This is a genomic window from Methanocorpusculum petauri (genome assembly GCF_026891975.1).
In the GTDB taxonomy this organism is placed as follows: Archaea; Halobacteriota; Methanomicrobia; order Methanomicrobiales; family Methanocorpusculaceae; genus Methanocorpusculum; species Methanocorpusculum petauri.
This window is the reverse complement of the sequence record NZ_JAPTGB010000010.1, coordinates 13,856-38,160: the sequence shown is the minus strand read 5'-3', so window position 1 is coordinate 38,160 and position 24,305 is coordinate 13,856. Positions and strand designations below refer to the sequence as shown.

General features: G+C 51.9%; 21 protein-coding genes. 19 read left to right on the top strand and 2 right to left on the bottom strand.

What is annotated here, in order from left to right; translation table 11 throughout:
* Window positions 1-1,242, bottom strand: coding sequence for a tRNA pseudouridine(54/55) synthase Pus10 (locus O0S10_RS05580; RefSeq protein WP_268924912.1), 1,242 nt, complete (start codon window positions 1,240-1,242; stop codon window positions 1-3).
* Window positions 1,239-1,808: a tRNA (pseudouridine(54)-N(1))-methyltransferase TrmY gene (gene trmY / locus O0S10_RS05575; protein WP_268924911.1), complete on the bottom strand. Its 570-nt coding sequence runs from the start codon at window positions 1,806-1,808 to the stop codon at window positions 1,239-1,241. The genes O0S10_RS05580 and trmY overlap by 4 nt, the downstream gene beginning before the upstream one ends.
* Window positions 1,809-2,201: 393 nt before the next feature.
* On the opposite strand from trmY, the gene O0S10_RS05570 reads away from it, so the two are divergent.
* From O0S10_RS05570 to O0S10_RS05480, 19 genes are all read left to right on the top strand, one after another.
* Entirely contained in the window at window positions 2,202-2,645 is a 444-nt protein-coding gene (locus O0S10_RS05570) for a hypothetical protein (RefSeq protein ID WP_268924910.1), read from the top strand.
* Between the two features lie 66 nt (window positions 2,646-2,711).
* Window positions 2,712-3,635 (top strand): hypothetical protein, encoded by a 924-nt coding sequence (locus O0S10_RS05565; RefSeq protein ID WP_268924909.1) that lies wholly within the window; start codon window positions 2,712-2,714, stop codon window positions 3,633-3,635.
* 469 nt (window positions 3,636-4,104) lie between these two features.
* Window positions 4,105-5,412 (top strand): coenzyme-B sulfoethylthiotransferase subunit beta, encoded by a 1,308-nt coding sequence (mcrB, locus tag O0S10_RS05560; RefSeq protein WP_268924908.1) that lies wholly within the window; start codon window positions 4,105-4,107, stop codon window positions 5,410-5,412.
* Window positions 5,413-5,450: 38 nt separating this feature from the next.
* Window positions 5,451-5,924, top strand: a complete 474-nt coding sequence (gene mcrD, locus O0S10_RS05555; protein ID WP_268924907.1) for a methyl-coenzyme M reductase operon protein D — start codon at window positions 5,451-5,453, stop codon at window positions 5,922-5,924.
* A 2-nt stretch (window positions 5,925-5,926) separates the two neighbouring features.
* Window positions 5,927-6,598, top strand: coding sequence for a methyl-coenzyme M reductase I operon protein C (mcrC, locus tag O0S10_RS05550; protein ID WP_268924906.1), 672 nt, complete (start codon window positions 5,927-5,929; stop codon window positions 6,596-6,598).
* Window positions 6,599-6,610: 12 nt separating this feature from the next.
* Complete coding sequence (gene mcrG / locus O0S10_RS05545; protein WP_268924905.1) at window positions 6,611-7,375, top strand: coenzyme-B sulfoethylthiotransferase subunit gamma; 765 nt, start codon at window positions 6,611-6,613, stop codon at window positions 7,373-7,375.
* 5 nt (window positions 7,376-7,380) lie between these two features.
* Window positions 7,381-9,087, top strand: a complete 1,707-nt coding sequence (gene mcrA / locus O0S10_RS05540; protein WP_268924904.1) for a coenzyme-B sulfoethylthiotransferase subunit alpha — start codon at window positions 7,381-7,383, stop codon at window positions 9,085-9,087.
* Between the two features lie 667 nt (window positions 9,088-9,754).
* Window positions 9,755-10,642 carry a tetrahydromethanopterin S-methyltransferase subunit E gene (gene mtrE, locus O0S10_RS05535; protein WP_268924903.1) on the top strand — a complete coding sequence of 296 codons (888 nt, stop codon included), beginning with the start codon at window positions 9,755-9,757 and terminating at the stop codon, window positions 10,640-10,642.
* A gap of 2 nt (window positions 10,643-10,644) precedes the next feature.
* Entirely contained in the window at window positions 10,645-11,499 is an 855-nt protein-coding gene (mtrD, locus tag O0S10_RS05530) for a tetrahydromethanopterin S-methyltransferase subunit D (protein ID WP_268924902.1), read from the top strand.
* 10 nt (window positions 11,500-11,509) lie between these two features.
* Window positions 11,510-12,367, top strand: coding sequence for a tetrahydromethanopterin S-methyltransferase subunit MtrC (gene mtrC / locus O0S10_RS05525; RefSeq protein ID WP_268924901.1), 858 nt, complete (start codon window positions 11,510-11,512; stop codon window positions 12,365-12,367).
* Between the two features lie 20 nt (window positions 12,368-12,387).
* Complete coding sequence (mtrB, locus tag O0S10_RS05520) at window positions 12,388-12,678, top strand: tetrahydromethanopterin S-methyltransferase subunit MtrB (protein WP_268924900.1); 291 nt, start codon at window positions 12,388-12,390, stop codon at window positions 12,676-12,678.
* Between the two features lie 5 nt (window positions 12,679-12,683).
* Window positions 12,684-13,418, top strand: coding sequence for a tetrahydromethanopterin S-methyltransferase subunit A (gene mtrA, locus O0S10_RS05515; RefSeq protein WP_268924899.1), 735 nt, complete (start codon window positions 12,684-12,686; stop codon window positions 13,416-13,418).
* Window position 13,419: 1 nt separating this feature from the next.
* Window positions 13,420-13,605, top strand: a complete 186-nt coding sequence (locus O0S10_RS05510) for a tetrahydromethanopterin S-methyltransferase subunit F (protein WP_268924898.1) — start codon at window positions 13,420-13,422, stop codon at window positions 13,603-13,605.
* A gap of 11 nt (window positions 13,606-13,616) precedes the next feature.
* Window positions 13,617-14,351, top strand: a complete 735-nt coding sequence (mtrA, locus tag O0S10_RS05505) for a tetrahydromethanopterin S-methyltransferase subunit A (protein WP_268924897.1) — start codon at window positions 13,617-13,619, stop codon at window positions 14,349-14,351.
* 14 nt (window positions 14,352-14,365) lie between these two features.
* Window positions 14,366-15,385, top strand: a complete 1,020-nt coding sequence (mtrH, locus tag O0S10_RS05500; RefSeq protein ID WP_268924896.1) for a tetrahydromethanopterin S-methyltransferase subunit H — start codon at window positions 14,366-14,368, stop codon at window positions 15,383-15,385.
* Window positions 15,386-15,558: 173 nt separating this feature from the next.
* On the top strand, window positions 15,559-17,718 hold the full coding sequence (locus tag O0S10_RS05495; protein WP_268924895.1) for a tetratricopeptide repeat protein: 2,160 nt from the start codon (window positions 15,559-15,561) through the stop codon (window positions 17,716-17,718).
* Between the two features lie 5 nt (window positions 17,719-17,723).
* On the top strand, window positions 17,724-19,841 hold the full coding sequence (locus tag O0S10_RS05490) for an ABC transporter substrate-binding protein (protein WP_268924894.1): 2,118 nt from the start codon (window positions 17,724-17,726) through the stop codon (window positions 19,839-19,841).
* A gap of 201 nt (window positions 19,842-20,042) precedes the next feature.
* Window positions 20,043-21,707, top strand: a complete 1,665-nt coding sequence (locus O0S10_RS05485) for a cache domain-containing protein (protein ID WP_268924893.1) — start codon at window positions 20,043-20,045, stop codon at window positions 21,705-21,707.
* A gap of 58 nt (window positions 21,708-21,765) precedes the next feature.
* Window positions 21,766-24,213, top strand: a complete 2,448-nt coding sequence (locus O0S10_RS05480) for a heavy metal translocating P-type ATPase (RefSeq protein ID WP_268924892.1) — start codon at window positions 21,766-21,768, stop codon at window positions 24,211-24,213.
* The last annotated feature ends 92 nt before the right edge of the window (window positions 24,214-24,305 follow it).

The window sequence follows — 24,305 nt, the reverse complement described above, 5'->3', positions numbered from 1 at the left end:
TTACTCATCTCCATTATTAATTCCGTCGACCTGCACCACGTCTAACGCGACAACTTTGGCGGGGACGGCGAGGATTTCAGAGAGACTCGGGGTTGTTCGGCCCCCGTCTCCTGATACGAGTTCTTTGATATAGAGTCCGCCTTCTCCCACAACCTCGATGCGGTAGAGGGACTTCTCTATTCCGAGACACTTGATATCAACGACCGTTCTGTCTCTGACAAGATCCGCTCTGCGATGAGCTACACGTTCAGGCGTGCGCTGGTGAATCAAAGCCCCTTTTAGCTTTGATACCGCATTCTGGACTGTTTCAAGAGAGATACTGTCGTCTATATCGACCAGAATCCTGTATGTTTTATGCCCTTTGTGTGATTTAAGCATTTCCACCGTTTTTTTGTCGGACCATCGTTCAAGTTTTACCTGTACCCGGGGTGCGGCGAATGCATTAATCGCAGATTCCAGTTCCCGCAGATCTACGTTGCGGATTTTTGGATTTTGCATCTCCATCACAAATGGTCTGCCGGTTCCGATCATCAGGGCATCAATATCTTCTCTGCCGGATCCGTGCAAAACTCCGTTGTCCGCCGAAAACATCTGTTTCGGCATCTCCGCAATCAGTTCTTCTACTGAGGTGGGATACTGCTTGCCGGTGAAGTTGCACTTTTCACAGCCTTTTCCCCGGCATGCGCGGCAGTCCCAGTGTGTCTGCGGGATTCCCCGCTCATATTTGAGATATCTGCCGTAGAAGTAGACGGATGCAATCTGCAGTTCCACACAGTCATCGGCGATGTTGAGAACAGCGGTGAGTTCCGGATTTTTCGGATCTCCTTTCTTTCCGGTAAGGGAGGACACTGCTTTGCCTACCTCGCGGTTCATCTCCGATTTGATCGGTTCAGGATGTTCCAGAGAGAGATCGGACCAGATCATCTCTTCTGATTCCGTCATCATCGGCGGGACGCGGGTACCGATCACAAATGTTGTGTACTCAATATCCTGCATGGCAGCGGCAGCTTTTTCTGCCCACACAGGAACACTGTCGAAGAGATCGTTGCAAATCCAGCAGGTACCCTTTTCGTAGGGGACGAACGGAATATTGTAGGCGAGCGCATGAGCAATCCGCAGTGCATGTCCCCGCTGTTCGTTTGTTAAGCCGAACGATCGTTTTGCAAACAGTCTTCCCAGACAATGATCGCAGATGTCGCCGTACTCCAGAATCTGATGAACTGTTTCAAGAATGTCCGTCATGATCTCTTCCTCCGATCAAACTCATTTAAGATCACGGTAATGGTGTGGTCTGCATGCAGTACGCGGGGGCCGACCGAGTACCGCGGGAGATCTTTCAGCAGAGCTTCTTCCTCCTCGGTGAAGTTCATGTGATCACTTAAGATAAAATTCTCCGGCAATGTCTCTGCATTCCGGATGTCCTCGCCATTCTCATCAAGAACCGCAAACGAAAATTCTTGCAAAAGTTCTGCCAGACCTGCCGATCGGATTGCAATTCCGTCTGCTGCTTTCTTGAACTCCGGTTCCGCAGGAGTACTCAATCCTTTCTTAATCAGTGCTCCCGCACTCCGCTCGTCAGGGTTCAGTGACCGGATCGTTTCACCGGAAAACCGGAGTGTCTTGTGCGGGTCTCCTCCTTCGAGGATCAGATAACATTCTGTGTCGCGGCGGAGGTCATGACTGAGGAAGAAAGAGCTGTTGATGCAGCGGCAGAGAACATCCATTCTTCCTGCACCTCCCGGCATGTCGTTTAAGGAAAAGTCTGGAGATGTTGTGGCTTTATGGCCGAGGATTGCAAACCGGAGCATGTGAGTATGTATGTTGGCTGTTGGTCGGCATAAGACGTTCGCCCGTGCAGGTCTGGTTACAGTACTATTCTTTTAAATGATCATCCAGCAGAATATAAGATACGACTCGCTTGTCAGATTTTTTTTTCTGTCCGGTGTGTGGAGGTCGAAGTGGTGTACTATAGATATTGTCTACACATTGTCATAGGTGAAAAATCGTTTAATAATCAATTATTTTGCGATTTAAAGCTCAAATATTGGTTTTTGCCCCCCCCCCCGCAGACCTCGCATGAATGGTGTGGAATTGCTGTTTTTCCCACAAATTAGGGGTTGTTGCATGTACGATTGTTTTCTGTGTGGATGTCAAGCGGGGCATCCGGGTGTGCACCCTGCAAATTCTGCAGAGGTTTTCCTATGATGATCAACGCTGTATCTGCGGCATATCGTACGTCTTCCGATGCCCGCAGCGGTTCTGTGGTTCTCATTATTCTGGTAGTCATCTGTATTATTGTGCTTTTAGTGGGTGTCGGCATCTATGCTTTGACGGAGACCGTTGTGTCTCTTGAAGGCGACAAAGAAGTTAATGTTCAGTTGATGCTCTCGGGAAACGATGTTGTTGTCAGCATCTATCCGGAGTACGATGCATCGTTCCTTACCTCTATCACGCTGCACATTGATGGTGTTGTAATTCCTGCCGATCAGGAAACACGTCAGGTATCCGTCAGGAACACGATTGCCTATGTTACCTACTCCGGTCTTGCCAAAGGTGTAACCGGGAAGCATTTTATTATGATCACCGGCCGTTTCCGAGACGGGAGTGAGACACTGATCTATACGAATAAAATTTCCTTCACCTGATCCTGTTCCGCAAACACTCTATGCCCTTACGACGCACATACACATTATATTCCTGAGGGATGTCTCATGCAACAAAAACGCATTCTTCTGATCCTGCTGATCGGCCTTCTTGCCGTCAGCCTTGTCGCGGCCCCTGTGGCAGCCCGTGAAGTCTCCTCCGGCAGTACCATCTTTGTGTACGAGAACGGGATAACGTTCACCGGTGATCTTGCCGAAACCACACAACTGCAGTACACTCCGAACAACAACGTCCTCAACACCATCACTGTTCAGGATCCGCAAAACTTTGAACTACTCGCCGCATCTGTCGGCAGCTACACCGGTTCGTGGGATGCTGTTAACAGTTCAGGAACCAAACTCGGCACGGTCATGATCTACTACCCTGACCTCTCCATTGACATCGTTCTTGCAAAAGACGGCGTCTCTTCTGTACAGCAGTGGGGATTCCTTGACACTGAGTCCTACCAAATCAAGATCAACTCGCCGCATGTCGGTCCGAGCGGTCTTGGCGCCGAAGTGAACGTCGTCTTCAAAGGTGCGGACGGTTCTCAGACTACGTATGTCTCGGGTAACAGCTTTGCCGACATTGCTATGAATAGTGCTCAGGTTTTGACGACTCAATCGTTCCGGCCAAAAGATCTGGGTAAAACCACTACTATCTATGCCGAGTGGAGCGAGCCTGCATCCTTCCACAACTACGCGGAAAAATCCAACTCCATCACCATGGATTATAATGATGTCACTGATCCGGGACTGGTCATCACCTTCAACCCCACCCCGACCAAAACAACTGTTCCTCCTACAACTACCGTCACCACTGTTGCGACCACTGTCCCGCCGACCACTGCGGCAACTCCTGCTGTTACCACAACCGGAACAACGCCGAAACCAACCACCGGGACACCGATACCTGCTCCCACCCAGTCACCCCTGCCGGGTCTCCTTGTTCCTCTGGCTCTCCTTGCAGGAGTTGTCCTGTACCGGAAATAAATCTCTTTTTTTCCTGTGCGCGGTCAAACTATCCGTAAATTCCGAGAGCGCACCACTGTTTGTCATCATGTCATTTGTCAAACGCACAAAGTATTACCTGTGAGGATGCCCCGTCACACTTGACGAAAACTTTCCCGACAATTTCCCGGATCTATTTACAAATTTCGAAATTGCTGACTCTATCCCGCAAACAAAGCGAATACAGTTCTCCTCTCTCATTAAAGAGAATACTTATATCCAGACACAAAGATACATTTCAATGTCCCGAGAGGGGGACGTGTGAACGTTCTTGGATATTCGTCTCAGAACCGTTTACGCAATTGTGCCAAAACAACCGTCACTGACCCAAACATCAATTCTCTATTAGCAATTTCAGTATCATTCAGTGAAAGTAACGGAAAATCACGCGGCACATGCCAGTTTGCATGTGGCGCTAAGCCAATGAAAAACATTATTCAGAGGAAAAATTATGGCAAAATACAAGGATGTCATTGATCTCTATGACGACAACGGCAAGCTCCTTAAGAGCAATGTCGCACTCGAGAAGATCAGCCCGCTGGTCAACCCGGCAGTAAAGAAGATCATTGACGACACCAAGAGAACCGTCGCAGTCAACCTCGGCGGTATGCAGGAAGGACTCAAGACCGGAAAGATCGGCAAACACCAGCAGATCCTCGGTCGTGAACTCGACCTCGACATCGTCGGCAACATTGATGCAATCGAAGCAAAGATCAAAGAGTATGTCTCTGTAGAAGCAGGTGACGACACCGAGGTCAAGCGCTTCAACGGCGGTAAACTTCTCTTAGTCAAGGTTCCGTCCGCACGTATCGCAAGTGCAGCAACGTATGATGCAGCACTTACTTCCGTTGCAGCGGCAACCACCTATGCAGTTGTCGAGCAGTTCAACATTGACATGTTCAATGCAAACACAGTCAAGGCAGCAGCATTCGGTTCCTACCCGGTTACTATGGATATGGCAGGCGGAGCTTGTTCCATGATCATGTCCATCCCGCAGAACAACGAGTCCCTCGGATACGCACTTCGTAACATTCCGGCAAACCAGTCTGTTATGATGACCCACCGCAATGCAATGCAGGGTGCAGCACTCGCTTCCACCTTCGAGCAGGCAGGTCAGTTTGAGATGGGCTCTGCAATCGGTCCGTTTGAGCGTGCACAGCTTCTGCTCTACGCCTATCAGGGTCTGAATGCAAACAACATCGTCTACGACCTTGTCAAGGCAAACGGCCAGTCCGGTACCGTCGGTACTGTTGTCCAGTCTCTTGTCGAGCGTGCAGTTGAGGATAAAATCATCACCCAGGGTGCCGGCAGTGCAACCTTCAAGGCGTACGAGACCAAGGACCCGATGATGTGGAATGCATATGCATCTGCAGGAACGCTCGCTGCAACCATGGTCAACTGTGGTGCAGGACGTTTCGCACAGGCAGTTTCTTCGACTCTGCTGTACTTCAACGATCTTCTTGAACACGAAACCGGTCTTCCGGGATCTGACTTCGGAAGAACCATGGGTGTCGCAGTCGGTTTCTCCTTCTTCAGCCACTCCATCTATGGCGGAGGCGGACCGGGTATCTTCAACGGCAACCACGTCGTGACCCGTCACGCAGCAGGTGTCGGTATGCCCTGTATCGTTGCAGCATGTGCACTTGATGCAGGTACTCAGATGTTCTCCCCGGAGGGCACCGCAAAAGTTTACGGTGATACCTTCGGTCAGATCGAAGAGTTCGCCCGCCCGATCCAGGCAATTGCAAAGGCTGTTTAAGCCTGTAAAAACTTCCGTCACGACGGATAGGTCAAAGAATGACAGAACCAACATATCCACAGCTGAGAATCGTCCCGATGCGATTCCTGAATCCCGAGACCGTCGAGATTCTCCTTGACCGGCTCTTCAAAGCAGGAGGAATCCGCCGTTTAGTCTTAAATGGCCCAAGCATTCCCGCAACCGTACCATACGGTCCGGCCCGCGGTGCTGCGAATCCTACTACCTACCGCAGAGCCATTCAGATCTGCGGGGAAGAGTACATACTCGGTGTTCAGGTGGGAACAATCCTCCTTGAACTGGAAGATTCGTCTATGATTCCTGATATCAAAGCGGTATGTGATGAGGTCTTTGCCGACAAATTCCCGTATGGGATCACCGAGGGCATCTATATGCGTTCTAATATGACAACAACCGATTATGCAAAATATGGTATTGTCGAGGACGAACGCATTCTCGGCATGGCCGATCCAAAGAGCAAACAACGCCCGATCATCCTTCAGGGGAACAGATAATAATGCCTCTTGGACGTGTAACACAACTGGTTGACTGCAGACAGAGTATGGGTATGGGCAAGGGAGGCTCTCTTGCTCAGAGGGGAACCATCTCTGAATGTAAAAATCCTGACGTCATCATCGTGGGAATGTCTCCCGGCAGGAGACATATAACAAAACCTGTCTGCGATATTACGTCAGCACTGCGGCAGCAGGGGATAGAATACAGCGTAAGTACCTTGGTGCTGAACGCAGGCAGCGGAGTCCCGCCGGACGCAGAAATCGGCGGTGTTGCACTCGGCTCCAACTTCGGCATATTAGATCGCGAAATTGAACAGATAGAACGTCACAAAGTTGCCGTTCTTCACCACGGAAACATTCGATCCCATGTGGTCCACAAATCCCGGAAGATCCTGCAGGAATGCAGCGTCAACGCCGTTGTTGTCTGCCAGGCCCCGGTTGATTTTGAGGACTTTGCACGGGAAGGCGTCAAGACCGCATATGTCATGCCCAAACCTGATAAAATCAGGACGAAAGGAACAGTCATGGGGATTGTAACCGGAATTACCCGGGGTCAGACTCCAAGCCGTGTTGCGATGGCTGATGTCATTCATGAAGTACTACGAATAATTAAAAATCCTGAGATGGGGACGCATGATATTCATGATTCCGCCGTTCAGGATATCAAACACTAAGGTGAACAAACTATGGCATATACACCACAGTATGGACCGGGAACGTCCAAAGTTGCAGCAAACCGCCGCAACCAGATGAACCCGAATGTGAAGCTCGAAAAGATTCGCAGCGTCACTGATGAGGATCTCATCCTTATTATGGGACACCGTGCACCAGGACAGGCATACCCGTCCGCACACCCGCCACTTGCAGAACAGGGAGAGCCTGACTGCCCGATCAGAAAGATTGTCAAACCGACTGAGGGAGCAAAAGCAGGTGACCGTGTCCGCTACATCCAGTTTGCAGACTCGATGCTGAACGCACCGTGTCAGCCGTACCAGAGAACCTACCTTGAGATGTACCGCTTCCGCGGCATCGACCCGGGAACTCTGTCCGGTCGTCAGATTATCGAGTGCCGTGAGCGTGATCTTGAGGGATACGCACGCGAACTCGTTGAGACCAACCTCTTTGACCCGGCTACCTGCGGTATCCGCGGTGCAACCGTGCACGGCCACTCCCTGCGTCTCGCAGAGAACGGTATGATGTTCGATGCAGTACAGCGCTGTATCCTTGACACTGACGGTATCGTCAAGTACGTGAAGGATCAGGTCGGAAACCCGCTTGACCGTAAGGTTGCCATTGGCAAGCCGATGGACGCAGCATGGCTCAAGGAGAATACCACCATGTTCCACTCCCTTGTCGGAACTGCATTCCGCAGTGATGAGGAGTATGTGAAATATGTCCAGCGTATCCACGCACTTCGTACCAAGTACGGATTTATGCCCAAGGAGGCCTGAATACAATGGCAAAAGTAGAGAAGACCCAGAAACTTTTCCTTGAAGCACTCAAGCAGAAGTTCCCCAAGCAGGATGTTGAGTCCACTACGACCGAGTTCTACAAATTCGGTGGTATTCACCAGTCTGCACGTAAGACCGAATTCCTCAAAGAGAACGAGGCAATCGTTGCAAAGAGAGGAATCTCCATGTATGACCCGGACCACTGCCACCTTGCAGGTGTCCCGATGGGTCAGCGTCAGCTCATGACCTACGAAGTTTCCGGAACCGGAACCTTCGTTGAGGGTGATGATCTGCACTTCGTGAACAACGCAGCAATGCAGCAGTTCTGGGATGATATCCGCAGAACCGTTATCGTGTCCATGGACATGGCACACTCCACCCTGCAGAAGCGTCTTGGCAAAGAAGTTACGCCGGAAACCATTTCCGAGTATCTCCACATTGTCAACCACGCAATGCCCGGAGGAGCAGTCGTTCAGGAACACATGGTTGAAACCCACCCGGCTTTAACCGACGACTGTTACGTCCGTGTCTTTACCGGTGACCAGGAACTTGCAGACTCGATCGAGTCCCAGTACGTCATCGATGTTGAGAAGCTCTTCCCGAAGAAGCAGGCAGAGGCTCTGCAGGCAGCAGTCGGCAAGTCCCTGTGGCAGTGCGTCCACATGCCGACTATCGTCGGCCGTACCTGTGACGGTGGAACAACCTCCCGCTGGTCTGCAATGCAGATCGGTATGTCCTTCATCGCAGCATACCGTATGTGTGCCGGTGAAGCAGCAGTCGCTGACCTGTCCTTTGCAGCAAAGCACGCTGGTGTCATCAACATGGCATCCCACCTGCCGGCCCGCCGTGCACGTGGTCCGAATGAGCCCGGAGGAATTCTCTTCGGCAACTTTGCCGATATGATTCAGGCAGACCGTGTCAACCCGAACGACCCGGCAAAGGCAACCCTCGAAGTTGTCGGTGCAGGAGCAGTTTTGTTCGACCAGATCTGGCTTGGTTCGTACATGTCCGGTGGTGTTGGTTTCACCCAGTACGCAACCGCGGCATACACTGATAACATCCTCGACGACTTTGTCTACCACGGTATGGACTACATCCACGACAAGTACAAGGTCGATGTTACCAACCCGAACACAAACGACAAGGTCAAGCCGACCCAGGAAGTTGTCAACGACATTGGTACTGAAGTCAACCTCTATGGTATGGAGCAGTACGAGCAGTTCCCGACTATGATGGAAGACCACTTCGGCGGTTCCCAGCGTGCAGCAGTTCTTGCAGCAGCATGTGGTACTACCACTTCCATTGCAACCGGTAACTCCAATGCTGGTCTCAACGCCTGGTATCTGTCCATGCTTATGCACAAGGATGGATGGTCCAGACTTGGATTCTTCGGCTACGACCTGCAGGACCAGTGCGGTTCCGCAAACTCGCTCTCCATCAGACCTGACGAGGGTTGTATTGGTGAGTTCCGTGGACCGAACTACCCGAACTATGCAATGAACGTCGGTCACCAGGGAGAGTACGCAGCAATTGTTGCATCCGCCCACATTGGCCGCGGTGACGCATGGGCACTGTCCCCGCTTATCAAGATCTGCTTCGCAGACCCGGCACTCCAGTTCGACTTTGCAAACCCGAGAAAAGAGTTCGCAAAGGGAGCTATCCGCGAGTTCATGCCGGCAGGCGAGCGCTCGCTCATCATCCCGGCACAGTAAGTCTGTCCAGGGTGACAAACCCATTTTCTTTTTTTTAGTTGTTTCAAAATCCATCCTGCCGCGCGAACATGTCTCCGGTTTTCCGCTGATAATCACAATCTATATAATCTGAAGCTTCTGCTCCCACTCCTTTCTCTGCCGCGCCTCAGTTCTTTGTCCGACAACAAAGGTCTTATAGGGACATTCTCGCATCAGGTAATTTTAGGAGAGGTAATATTATATTGTGTTTGGAAGGTGGTTCATTGGTAATGCAAATAATTTGGTGTAATTGGCCGAAAATCAGGCTGAAATCATCGATCAAAGAACTCCTCTTCGACGATTTTCGTATACATTAATATACCTCCCCCGCAAACAAGTAATTGTCCACACTTTGTACTCCATTCTTTAGAGTGGTAACGTTATTCGAACGTTCACGTTATTTCACGTGTGAATGACTGTGAATTGTCCACGAGTCTTTATGACTCCTGAGACGTCTGCACGATGATGAATCGTGCGGCTACTTGAGACGCATCCTTCGTTTCAGTCTGTTGCACCCTTCGGGTCGTATTACACTACTGGAACAATACTTTCGTTTCCGATAAGGAAACGTTGGCCCTGACACCGTGGGGTGATCAGGTGCAGCACGGGTTGCAAAACTCGTGCACGCAAACTCAAGGGAGAATCTTACATGCAAGAAATTATAATCGGCATTGGAGTAACTGCCCTTGCGGGAGCTCTCGCAGCGGTTGCAGGTGCAGCCGAGGATACTGAGTCCAACATCGGATCACAGGGTGACCCGAACTCTCAGGTCCAGCTTGCACCTCAGATGGGCTATACTCACCGTATCTACAACAAAGCAGTATCCGGTGAGCCCCCAGCATACACCCTGTGGGTAACCCTTGCTTGCGGTATTGCATGGGCATTCATTATGTTGCATGTCAACGCAGTACTTGCAATCATCTTTGGTACAGTTCTCGCAACCTTTGTGCAGGGTATCTATGCTACCACTGCATACCTTGGAAGAACTGCTAGTCTTTCCAAGTTCGGACAGCCGGTCTTTATTGATGTGTTAAAGTCAGTAACGACTGTGACTATGGGTCACGCATTTGTTGCAATTTTCACCACGGTAACCGCATGTTACCTGATGTCAACGGTGCTCAATCACCCGTTCGCCCTTCCGCTTCTCGGTATTGTATGGGGTCTTGCTCTTGGTGCAGCAGGTTCTGCAACCGGAAACCCGTACTATGGTAAGGAGCGTCAGTACCAGAACCAGAAGTTCGGTGCTGGTGTCCCGATCTCTGCATCCGGTAATATCGTTCGTTACGCAGAGGCAGGTCAGAGAAGTTCAATCGACAACGGTTTCTTCACCGCAAAACTTGGTGGACCGGCTTCCGGTCTGTGTTTTGGTCTGATTGTGTTCTTTGAACTGTGGCGTACCGTGCTCTTTGAGCACACCTGGAACGGATGGGGTGCGGTTGCTGTTGGTGTTGTCATCATCCTTCTCTTCGCGATCATCGACCGCTATGTTGAGAAGTGGGCACGCAAGAACTACGGACCCTACACTGCGGAGGCCTAACTATGAGCGCAATTGCAGCAAAACCAGCGGGCAACGCCGGAGCATTCCAGCCAGTTGCATCCGTTATCGCAATCATCCTTGCAGTCATCTTCATCGGCGCAGCCTACTTCCTTGGTAACTCAGGCATTCTTGCCGGCGGAGCAATGCTCCCGGTTACTACGCTTGTCGGCATCATCGTCGGTGCAGCCCTGATTGCATTTGGTGTCCACTTCGTCCCGGTCGGCGGTGCGCCGGCGGCAATGGGACAGTCTCCGGGTATTGCAACCGGTGTCGCAATGCTTGCGACCGGTGCAGGTCTCGCAGGACTGTTCGGAGGAGCATGGGCAGCAAGTTTAGGCTTTGGAGTCGCTCTCGCCGGTGGTGCAATCGGCGGCGGTTTGATGATGGCAATCACCTGTCTTATGGTGAACATCTCCTATGTCTACGGCATGGGTATTCCCGCAGCATCCGGTAAGGTCGAGAAAGATCCGATCACCGGTGACTCTCAGGCTGAGTACAAATCCCAGGGAACCGAAGGTCACGGACTTCCGTTCATCTCTTACGTTGGCGGTGTTATCGGTGGTCTGTTCGGTGGTCTTGGCGGAACACTCATTTACATTGAGCTTCTTGAGTTCTACAACGCAAGCTTCTCGGCTGCCAACATGGAGGGCTTCAGCTCTCTTGCAGTGGGACTTGCAGGTATCTTTGCAATCGGTATGTTCCTCGTTATTGCAGTGCTTTCTGCATACAACATTACCGGAACCATTGAAGGTCCGCACGACCCGAAGTTCAAGCGTTTCCCCCGTGCAATCATTGCAGCAATCTGCGCAAGCGGTATCTGTGGTCTCGTTGCACTTCTGGCGGTGGCAATTCTTTGAGGTGTAAAAAATGTCAGTAAAAGTTGAAGCATCACATGATGGCATTCCACACAACAAGGTCATGGCTATGGGCCTCGTCCTTGCACTGGTTTCCCTTTACATCGCAGTTGCCGGATCCTATGCAGGTTATGACTACCTCGCATTCTTCGGTGGAATTGCAGCTGTTGGTGCCCTTATCTGGGGTAACAGCACAATCAAGAAACTCTGCAGCTACGGTATCGGTACCGGAGTTCCGTCCGCAGGTATGCTTGCGTTCGGTTCCGGTGTTATTGCAATGCTGTTCGCTGCAAAGCTCGCTGCAATCAACCCGTTCATCGTCCCGATTGCAGGATTAATCATTGCATTGATCGTCGGTCTTATTCTCGGATGGATCTCCAACTCTGTCCTGAACATGAAGATCCCGGTCATGACCCGCAGTATCGCAGAACTTGCAGCCGTCGGCTGTCTCGCCCTTATGGGTCTGACCGTTGTTGCAATCGGCGGCCTCGGATTCGACCAGCTTACGACCTATACCATTCCGATCTTAGGACTCACGGTTGAGCTTTATGCTTTCTCCTACATCGCTACCGGTATCATCGCAGTTTCGTTCATGCTTGGTGCAATTGCACTCCAGCACCCGTTCAATGCCTGCCTTGGTCCGGGAGAGAAACAGGACAGAACCAACATGCTCACGATTGAGTGCGGGTTCCTTTCCATGATTGTCATGGCAGTAATCTCCTTTGCATTCATTGATATGATTGCAGCCTGGATTTCCCTGATCATTGCACTCATCGGATGGTACTGGTCCTACAAGAAATACTTCGCCTTATCCAAGCGCGATGCAGCAGCATGGCTCGACGCAAAGCCGTTCAGCGATGCGGAGGAATAAGCTAATCGGAGGAATCAAAAATGGGATATGTATTAGTATTACCTGAATTTGGCCTCGTAGCTGACCCTATCGCAGGCATTGTCACGACCGCCGGTGTTTCCTACCAGCCGGTCATTGATCAGGTTGCTGAACTTGAAAAGATTGCAGATGATCTCGTCGGAATGCTCTCCGGAGAAGGAAACTTCCTTAACAGCTACCCGGGACGTGAGAAGACCCTGCTCTACGCAGGTTCTGTTACTTCACTCTGGTATGGTCTTGCTGTCGGACTGTTCATTGCCGGCCTGATTGCATTTGCATTAGTTGGGATGTGAGCTACATGGCAGATAAAAAATCACCAGCAAGCGGATGGCCGATCATCCAGGGTGACTACCACACCGGTGACGCTAACAGCCCTGTTGCTGTTATCACCATGGGTTCCCACCTTGACGAGACGGCAATCTGTGCCGCAGGAGCTGCCCTCGCAGGATCCTGTAAGACGGAAAACCTCGGTATTGAGAAGATCGTTGCAAATGTTATCTCAAATCCGAACATTCGTTTCGTGCTCCTCTGCGGAACTGAAGTGAAAGGTCACCTTTCCGGTCAGTCCATTGAGGCAATGCACAAGAACGGTGTTGACGGCGGCAAGATTGTCGGTTCTGGCGGAGCAATTCCGTTCCTTGAGAATCTGACCGAGGAACACATCAAGCGGTTCCAGGAGCAGGTTGAGATCGTAAACATCATGGAGAGTGAAGACATCGGTCAGATCTCTGCAAAGATCAACGAGCTCAAAGGAAAAGACCCCGGAGCATTCGGTGCAGACCCGATCGTTGTTCAGATTTCTGACGATGATGGCGGAAGTGCCGGAGGCGCAGAAACCGGTGAGGAAGAACCCTTAACCGGTGAGATGGCTCTCATTACTGCTCGCATGAAAAACATCCAGATGATGGTTACCGACATCGGTTACCGCACCAGATTCTCGTCCGGTCTCTACGGAGGCAAGATTGAGGGTCTGATGATTGGTCTTATCATGTCCTTCATCATTCTCGGTGTTATCTTCTATGGAGTGTTCTAAAATGGCAGGTTCAATTATCAGAATGGCTGCCATCGATAAGATGGTAGATGACATCAGATACAAAGGACAGATTCTTGCCCGTACACACAAGGTTGAGTCTGCAATTACGGACTCTGGTCTTGTCGGATTTGGTGCCGGTCTCGTTATCGCCCTCATCATGATCCTTGTCCCGGTACTGGTGCTCTGAGGTGAAGAAGTATGGCAGATAAGAAATCACCAGCAAGCGGATGGCCGATCATCCAGGGTGACTACCACACCGGTGACGCTAACAGCCCTGTTGCTGTTATCACCATGGGTTCCCACCTTGACGAGACGGCAATCTGTGCCGCAGGAGCTGCCCTCGCAGGATCCTGTAAGACGGAAAACCTCGGTATTGAGAAGATCGTTGCAAATGTTATCTCAAATCCGAACATTCGTTTCGTGCTCCTCTGCGGAACTGAAGTGAAAGGTCACCTTTCCGGTCAGTCCATTGAGGCAATGCACAAGAACGGTGTTGACGGTGGTAAGATCGTCGGTTCCGGCGGAGCAATTCCGTTCCTTGAGAACCTGACTGATGAACACATCAAGCGGTTCCAGGAGCAGGTTGAGATCGTCAATATCATGGAGAGTGAAGACCTTGGTCAGATCTCTGCAAAGATTGCCGAACTCACTGCCCGTGATCCGGGAGCATTCGGTGCAGATCCGATCGTTATTCAGATCTCTGATGACGAAGGCGGAAGTGCCGGCGGTGCAACGGTTGCGAGTGCAAACCCGCAGTTCCTCGAGATTGAGAAGCGTCTTGACGCAATCGAGAAGAAGATTGAGTTCACGGACGCGGAAATCGCGATGCGTGTCGGAAGAAAAATCGGTCGTGACATCGGTATCCTCTATGGTCTTGTAGCAGGATGTATTGCCTTTATGGTGATTCTGATGTTAGTCACGAGGTTTATGTAAATTGAGGTGCCAATATGTTCAAGTTCGAAAAGGAACAACAGGTCTTTGACTTTAACGGAACAAAAATTGGTGGACAGCCCGGAGAATACCCGCGTGTTCTTGGTGCATCCATCTTCTATAACAAGCACGAGTGTGTTCTTGATGACCACACCGGCAAGATCGACAAGGCGAAAGCAGAAGCACTCTGGAACCGCTGTCAGGAACTGACAGACGAGACCGGAAACCACTTCTTCCTCCAGATCATTGCAGAACACGGAGAGGCATTCGAGTCCTACTTCCAGTGGTTCGACAGCATCGACAACAAGACTGCATTCCTGATGGACTCCTCTGCCCCTGAGGCACTCGTTCATGCAACGAAGTACGTTACGGAAGTCGGTCTTGCAGATCGTGCAATCTACAACTCGATCAATGGTTCCATCCAGCCGGAGAACATTCAGGCACTTGCCGAGTCCGATGTTGACTCCGCAATCGTCCTTGCGTTCAATCCGGGAGATGGTTCTGTTGCAGGCCGTGAGAAAGTGCTTTCCGAGGGTGGTGTTGCAGGTCAGGCAAAGGGTATGCTCCAGATCGCAGAAGAATGCGGTATCAAGCGCCCGATTCTCGACACTGCAGCAACTCCGCTTGGTCTCGGTTCTGCCGGTTCTTTCCGTGAGATTCTTGCATGCAAGGCAATCCATGGTCTGCCGACCGGTGGTGCATACCACAATATGACGGTGTCCTGGACCTGGCTGAAACGCTGGAGAAAGAACATCCACGAGCAGTACAAGGGTAAGGATGTCCTTGCAGAGCAGATGTTCCACCACCACTACGGTGGTATTGAGGGCGTTCGCCAGATTGCATGGTCCTCGCCTGATATCGGATGTAACATCATGGCAATGACTCTTGGTGCAGACCTTATCATGTTCGGTCCGATTGAGAACATGGAAGGTATCGCAACCGCAGCAGCGTTCTCTGACATCGTTCTGTCCGAGGCTCTTACCGAGCTCGGCGGCGAGGTTCAGGACCACAACGGCCCGCTGTACAAGCTGGTCTAATCCTGCTGAATAGGAAATAAATAGTTCCATAATGCGGGACAACCCCGGAATTTCCGAGGTTTTTCCCGCATTTTTGGTTCAGTGTGAATTTGTTTTTGTTTTTCTGTTTTGCCGCTCTTCTTAGAACTATCAGAAGGCATACATAGTGTTAACGCACAAAACACTACATAATTATGCGAGTCAGCGAGGGGAATCTGACCCAACAATATTACTGTGACTATCTGACGATTCTTGCAGAGGAGATCTTTTCTGCGACTGAGACCGAAGCAGTACGCAAAAGTGTGCATGAGAATATTGTGTTCCGTAATCTGTTTCTGCACCGGATGAGTGTGGACGGGGGGTTTCATGCACGGGTGGTGTCTGCTATCCTGCGGCAGCCTGATGACAGCCGGGTTCTGATGGATCTTCTTGCGGTGGCGGAACAGGCAGATGTTGATGCCCTGCCGGTTGAGGAGTGGCTGAAACGGGAGTATGCATCTGCTGTTGAGGTGAAGAATGGTGCACGGATGATCGCAGTTGAGGCGCTGCTGCGATCGTATATTTCCGGAACGAATCAGGCGGCTGAGATCATTGCGTCTGCAGGAGATTCCCATCCCCTGAGCTGGTGGCAGCTGGAGACCCGGCGGATTACGGTTGCCGAGATTGCAAATCCCGATATGTACTTTGGTGTTGGTCGCCGTCCGTTCTGGCATGAGTTCCCCCTTGACCGGTATGCGGCGGTTGCTGCGGGTGTTCCTGATCTCCCTCCCCAGGAGATTTATGATTGTGTTGTCTGTATTGCGGGAGCATGGTTCTCTTCCCTTACGCGTGAGGAGATGATTGCCTGGCTGAATATGCCGCAGCCGACGCTGTCCGAATGGGAGACACTGTGTGCTCCGCTTCTGAAGTGTGAGACACCCGATGCGGCACTTTCTACGGCAAACTGGCTGTATGCTTCGGGAAACAACGATCCGGCGATGGATCTGTATGCAAATATTACTCTTGCGTTCCCTGGGACGTCTGCGGAGATTTCTTCGTTTGAATTGATAGGAACAATTCTCCGGAAGTCGGGGGATTTCGATAATGCGTTTGAGGCATATAAGAGCGCTTTTATTGCGTCCCGGGGTGCCGGCGGGTATCAGACGGCAATTGGTCTGAAGAATCTGTGCGAGGTTGGGGAGGATCTTGGCGAGGATATGTCGGAGTATTATACGCGGATTGCCGGTATTGCGGATATGCTGCCGATGCCGGAGAAGCTGCGCCTGTATCTGGAGCTTGCGGCATCCTGCCGGAGACGCCGTGCGTATGAGGAGGAGTACCGGTATCTTGAACAGGTGATTGATGCGGAGGACGGAGATGAGGGTCTGATGTCTGCTGCGATGTCGCGGCTTTCCGAGATGAATTCCTGTCTTTCTGCGGACGGGAAGCCGGACGCTGTTTCTCTTGCAGCCAGAGATACCGAGACTGAGTCTGCTGTTGCGGTGACACGGGGAACTGCTGCCTACTTTGGATTTGATCCAGTTTGTGCGCTGGAGTGGTATGGACGGTCCGGTTCGCCGGATGTTTTGTCGTTACAGTTTTCTGCAGCGATGGCCGCCGGAGCTGATGCGGGAGAGTATGCGAGAACTCCTGCCCAGCGTGCGGTGGTTCTTGCGGGGAAAGGTGTGCCGGTGATGGAGATTTCCCGTGAGCTGAATACGGCGGTTACCAATGCATGGCAGGGAGGCGGCGATGTTTCTGCGGTGATTGAGCCGGTTATTCCGTATCTTTCCCCGGAAAATCTGGGTGCGGTTCTTGCCGCAGTGACGGCACGTTCCACCCGTGATGATGAGCGTGCGATTGTGTGTTCTGCGGCATCGCAGGCACTGCTTTCTGCCGGGCGGGCGGATGAGGCACGGTCGATGTTGCGGGCGGCGCTTCGGGCAAATCCGGGACGCGAGATGCGGTCGCGTTTGTTTGCGGAGCTTGGATGGCTGGAGTATGAGGCGGGTGCGTTTGCGGCGGCGGCCGATGCGTGCGATGCGGCACTGAAGATCAATGATCAGTTCCCTGCGGCATGGGCGTGCCGTGCCCGTGCGCTTGCCGGTATGGGCAGATATGATGAGGCGTTTTCGGCTTCCGGCTATGCGGTCGGGCAGAATCCGTCGAATGCTTCATATCAGCATCTTCGTGCAGCTCTTGGGATTGTTTCAGCCTCTCCGGTGGATCCGTGTATCGATCTGATGTTTGTTCTGCCGGAACCCGGATGTTTGCAGGCTGCTGCCGCCCGGTACACGGTGCGAAAAACCGGTGCATGTCCTCCTGCGGTATGGGATGTATCGGGGATTGAGGATGTTATTCCGATGAGGGTTTAGCTCTGATGAAACAGGTCGTTGCTCTTCTGCTGGTTGCTCTGGCTTTGGTGATTGCATTTGCCGCTCTTACCGGGGGCGGCAGTAATGAGCCGGGTCCACTTCCTCCGAGTACGAATGCGACGATGTATCACGGAACAATCGGGGTGATTCTGCCGAATGATTCTGTTATCGGGGATCAGGTGCGCAATGGTATTGATACAGCGTATCTGTTGCAGGATACAAAGACCCGTCCGTCTCTTGTGTATCTGAATAGTACGAATCTTATGTCTCTTCCTGTACTTGATGCGGTGATTACTGCAACCGATGAGATCAGTGAGACATGGGATACGAGTGCCGGTTCATCAAGAACGGTGCATGTGACGGTTGCGTCGCCGGGATATGCAGCGATTGCTCCAAATGGTGTAATTACGTTTAGTACGCCGCCGTATTATGAAGTGCTCTCTCTGCGGTCGCTGCTGCGGCAGCATGAGACTATTGGGGTGCTCGGGCCGGATAACTCCTATACTGCTGCGTATATCCGGGATCTGGAGGATGCGACCGGCAGTAAGATCATCTCCGGAGTGTTTTCGTCTTCGTCGGGGGAGATTGTGTCGCTCCGGTTTCTTCTTGCCCAGAATCCTGGTCTTCTGATCATTACCGGTGGTGAGGATATTCCTGCTCTTGTTGCAAAGGCCCGTGAGTTCGGGCTGACCGGTCCGGTGATGGTCTCTTCCTGGATTGGAGAGGATGCGGCAATTGTGAATGATTCTCGAATGGAGGGTGTTTATACGGCGAAGCGGATGTCCGATATCTCGTCACATCCGTTTTATAATGTGTATCAGGCACGGTTCGGTACCACGGGTTCGGTGTATGCGGCTGAGGGATATGATGCGATGATGACGCTTTGCCGTCTGGTTCCGCAGAGCAACGGGAGTGCTCAGTATGTTTCCGGCTGGTATATGGGGAAGAAGTATGAGGGGGCTGCCGGTTCGTATGAGTTTGATGATGAGGGATGTGGCCGGATTCTGATGCAGATTGCACAGTTCCAGTCGGGTGCGGTGGTTCCGGTGGATACGTATGTGCGTCCTCCGTCTGAGGTGATCATCGGGGTGTATGGGAATGCCGAGGTGGTTCGCGGTGCTGTTGCGGGGGCGGAGCTGATCAATACTGCGAGTTCCCTTTCACTGCCTGGGGCGTCAACAAGCGGAATTTCCGGGTTGTATGGTGCGAAGATTCGTATCCTCCCGCTTTCTTCAGGATCTCCCGTGCCGGATAATGTGACGGCGGTTGCGGGGGATCTGACCGGTGTGGTTACGAACCTTCCTGCTGTTCTGACGACGTCCGGGGGTCGTGCGCCGAAAGGATGGTCTGTGTCGCTTGTTCCGGACGGGAATGCGGGTTTTTCCTCGCTTCTGGATATTGTTGACGTACGGCGGGGATATGAACCGGCCCTCGATAATGTCACGGTGCTGTATCCGGAGACTACTCTGCCGTCTTCCGGCATGATTTCAGTACTGGAGGATCATGGTTACCGCGTCCGGCAGGTTTCCTATCCTCTGCCGCTGACCGAGACCGGAGCGGCTGCGGTGATGTCGGGTCTGAACTGCAGCGGGCAGGTTCTTGTGAGCCTGCCGGAGAGTGCGGAGGATCTGACGGTTCTTCTTGCCGGTTCACGACAGACCGGTTCGGTTCCTGCGGTGTGGTATGTGGCAGGGGATGTGATTCTCGGTGATCCGGTTCAGGTACAGAGTACGCTGATTTATGATTATCTCACGGGTTCGGATATCTGGTCTTCGGAGTTGGGGAGGTCAAAGCCGCTGGTCCGGGATGTGTCACTGTTCTATTCAAAGGTGCATCCCGGTCGGTCGATGACGGGTGTGTCAGCGAGGTCGTTTGAGGCGGTGGTGATGCTTGCTGATGCGATGAGTGTGTCCGGTTCTATGACTCCGTCTGCGGTCGGTTCTGCTTTGAAGAATCTTCAGTATTCTTCGGATCAGAGCATCTTCTTTGGAGATGGTATTTCGTTTGACGGTTCCGGTAATGCTGTCGGTCCGGAGACGGTTATTCTGCAGATTCAAAGCGGTTCGGCCCGTGTTCTTTCAGGTTCCGCTGATCTTGGTCTGGTGACGGACCGACAGCTCTGATTTTTTTGTTTTTCCGGTGTTGTATTTTTATTCCTGAGCCTCCTGCGAGTCACAAGTCCGCGTGCATGTATGTAATTCATGGGCTGAAATATGATTGATGATGAATGTGGGGGTGTTAGTAAACGAATTTTGGTACCGCGTCTGTTTTTCCTGCAGTTATAGGCAGGTATATATCCCACATGGTGGTATGTTATATAATTGATGTCTGTTTCCCGTGTCGGAAAAATAATTATGGTAATTGTTGTGTTACTTATTGTTTTTCTGGCAGTATTTGTTCTCCTGACGCAGGATATATCTTCTCCGGATCTTTCGGGGGAGAATGTCAGTTCTCTGGACAGTGTTCTTGAGATGCTGAATGCATCCACTGATAATCGTGTTCGTGCACTTGAGACGGAAATGTCTGCTGCTGCTGCAAACATTTCTCTACTTTCTTCGGATGATCCGGAGATTGCTTCGGTTTTGCGACCGATTTATACAGGCAACTCATACGTTATCGATATCATTTATGTGGATTCGGCGGGAATTGTCCGATCCGCTGTTCCTGATGTGAAGAATGCGTATGTGGGATCCGATATTTCGCAGTGGACGGACTTTTTGGAGGCGCGAACATTTTCTGCGACCTCGATAATTCCGCTGAAGTCAAATAATACCCGTGCAATCTGTATGTTCTGCCCGGTGTTTTCCGCAAATGGCTCTTATGACGGATACATCAGTGCCTCGGTTGATCCTATTGCGTTCTTTGGTCCTGCGGCATATGAGATCGAGCAGAAGACCGGGGTGAAGTCATGGGTCATTGATGCAACAAACACGACGCTTTACAATACGGATCATGATCAGGTTGATAAGAAGATCCAACCGGAATTGTTCCATGATACGCGTCTTGCCGAGTCGTTTCTGGAAATTCTGACAAATGATTCCGGTACTAACGTCTATACATATGCGGATACGCATGGTTCGGTTCTTCTCCTGAACCGCACAGCAATGTGGATCAGTTATCCGGTTGGTTCGATGACCTGGAAGATTGGCGTTACTTCCGGTTCTTCTGTGTCACATTCGGTGGTCGGTCCGGCACTGTTGGATGATATTCCGTTGACGTCGTTTGTGTCCAACGCTCTCCTGTATATCCATGAACATGGAGATGAGGAGGCCCTTGCGGAGTTCAATAATCCGGAAGGTGTCTTTTCCCAGGGGTCGCGGTACATCTATGCTTATTCAATGAACGGTACAGTTCTTTCTCTTCCGTATCAGCCGACGCTTGTGGGTCAGAACCGGTATCAGATCCGCGATGACTACGGGGTTTTGTATCTGCAGTCCGCGATACATACGGCACAGCGGGGAGGGGGGTATGTATACTTCCTGTATCCGAATCCCGCAAACAATTTTACGAAGGAGTTGAAGATCGGCTATGTGCTCCGGGTGAATGATGACTGGTTTATCGGAAGCGGGGATTATGTTCCGGAGATGATGACAGCGTTTGATCCAACTGTGGTTGACGGACTGGTAACCGATGTGCGAAAGGCTGAGGAGTATGCTGCGACGGTTGGGAAGGATGCGGCTCTGACTGCATTCAACCGTGCGAACAGCGATTTTTTCCAAACAGCGGATTATGTGTTTGCGGGTGATATGGAAGGGAATGTACTGGCGTTTTCGCAGGATCCTTCAACGGTCGGGATGAATCGCCTTGGTGTGACTGATGTGTATGATGTGTCCTACATCCGCGACAGTATTACGCTTGCACGGAATGGCGGGGGTTCGATGTATCTTATGCTGGAAGATCCTGTTACCGGTAAAAACGAACTGCATCTTGTGTATATTTCGCCGGTGGATGATACGTGGTCGATTGGTGCCGGATCCATCATCAGCTGATCTTTTTTTGTTGACCCAAACATAGTCTATATCCGATGGGAGGAATAACGTATGTTTCATGACGATTCGTTACCTCCGTTTTCTGGTTGGCGGCATGCACTGCAGTGCATGTTCGGCTCATCTTGAGTCTACACTGAAAGCACTTTCCGGTGTTTTGGAGGTAACGGTGAATCTTTCAACGGCGACGGTCAGTGCAAATATTGATACAGATCTGGTGACGCCGGAAAAAATTGATCAGGCAGTGCGGGGTGCAGGTTTTTCTGTGGATCCGGTACCGGTTTCGTTTCTTGTACAACCAGCGGATAATGATACAGTATCGGCTGCCGCGAAAGTTGCACTGCAGGGACTTAACGGGGTGCTGGATGTTTCGCAGAGCGGGGATATGGTGACGGTTTCGTATCATCCGCTGCTTGCGGATCCGTCGCAGTTTGTTCCGGTGTTGAAAAAGGCAGGATTTTCTTCGGTTACGGTAAACAGCGGGTTTGATGATCTGTTCTATATCCCTGAGCATGAGAAGGATGAACTGTCGGGTTTGCGGAACCGGACGATTCTCGGGTTTGCCGGTTCGGCTGTTCTGATGGGGCTGATGATGTTTGGTCATCCGCTGTTTGCAGAGAATATGTTTCTGATGGATATTCTGATGCTGGTGATTGCAACGCCGATTCTGGTGGTCTGTGCATATCCAATTTTCCGGCAGGGAATTTCCCAGCTTCGCGGGGGGATGCTCGGGATGGAGGTTATGTATATGCTGGGTATTGTCACATCGTATCTGGCGGGTCTTGCGGCCGTTGCGGGATTTCTGCCGAGTCCGGATTTTCTGCTGTTTGAGACTGCGGTGATGCTTACGGCATTTCTTGGTCTGGGCCGGTTCCTTGAAAGTCGTGCACGGGGACGAACGTCGGATGCGATTATGGCGCTGCTGCATCTGCGTCCGCCGGTTGCGATGGTTGTCCGTGACGGTGTGGAGCAGGAGGTGCGGGTTGGTGAACTGGTTGCGGGTGATACAGTTCTGGTGAAGACTGGTGGTCAGATTCCGTCGGATGGTATTGTTCTTGGAAATTCTGTTACGGTGAATGAGTCGGCAATTACCGGTGAGCCGGTGCCGGTGATGAAGGTGCCGGGCTCAGGTGTTATCGGCGGTACGGTGGTGTCGCAGGGTGTTCTTACGATGGAGGTGGAAAAGGTTGGCGCGGATACGGTGCTTGCGGGGATTATCAGGATGGTGCGGGAGGCGCAGGAGACAAAACCGCCGGTGCAGCGGGTTGCGGATGCAGCGGTGCGGTATTTTATTCCATTTGTTCTGGGCGTTGCAGTTCTGGCGTTTGTGTACTGGTTCTTCTTTGCGGGGGAGACGCTTTTGATTGCGTTGTCGAGTTTTATTGCGGTGATTGTGGTTGCGTGTCCGTGTGCGCTGGGGCTTGCGACGCCGACGGCCGTTACGGTGGGTATCGGTCGTGCGGCAAGTCTTGGCATTCTGATCCGGAATGGTGAGGTTCTGGAGCGTGCGGGGAAGCTGAATTCGGTTGCGGTGGATAAGACAGGGACGCTGACGGTGGGTTCTCCGGCGGTATCGGGTGTTGTAGCTGTGTCCGGGACAAGCGAAGCGGATCTGTTTGCGGTTGCGGCGACTCTGGGACGGAAATCTCTGCATCCGCTGGATTCGGCGATTGTTGCGGAGGCGGACAGACGCGGTGCGGCAGTTCTTGCAGCTGCGCGGGTGGAAACGGTGCCGGGCCGCGGTATGACGGCCCGGGTCAACCGTGAGGATGTGGTGATGGGCTCAGCTGCATTTCTGGAGGAGCGGGGCGTGAGTTTGGATGATGCTGTTTCTTCTGCTGCGGAGGGGTTCCGTTCGACGGGTGCGTCGGTGGTGTTTGTTGCGGTCGGGGAGAAGGTTGCGGGGGTGATCGGAGTGTCTGATACGCTGCGGTCTGATGCGGGGATGGCGGTTTTGGCGTTTGAACGGATGGGTCTGCCGGTGACGATGCTGACGGGGGATAATGCGCGTGCGGCTGAGGTTGTTGCGCGTCTTGCGGGTATTTCGCATGTTGAGGCGGGTCTGATGCCGGATGAAAAACGTGCGATTATCCAAAAGATGCAGGATGAGGGGAAGGCTGTGGTTTTTGTGGGTGATGGTATTAATGATACGCCGGCGATGACGCAGGCGGATGTGGGTGTTGCGGTGGGCAGCGGAACGGATGCGGCGGTTGCATCGGGCGGTATTGTGCTGCTGCGTTCGGATCTGATTGGTGCGGTAGCTGCCGTTCAGCTTGCACGTAAGGTGTTTTCACGAATCCGGATGAATCTGTTCTGGGCGTTTGCGTATAATCTGTTCCTGATTCCGCTGGCGGCTGGTGTGTTGTATCCGTTTACGCATGTGATGTTCCGGCCGGAGTATGCGGCTGCGGCGATGGTGCTGAGTTCGGTGACAGTGGTGAGCCTGTCGCTTCTTCTGCGGAGATATACGCCTCCTGCGCTGGTGCGTGGCGAGGGGGATGCTGTCTGAGAAAAAAATGGTGCGGGCTTAAAACCCCGCACCATTTTTGAAAACATACAGCCCCTGACGAAAAATCCGTCAATAACAACGAAACGGTATCA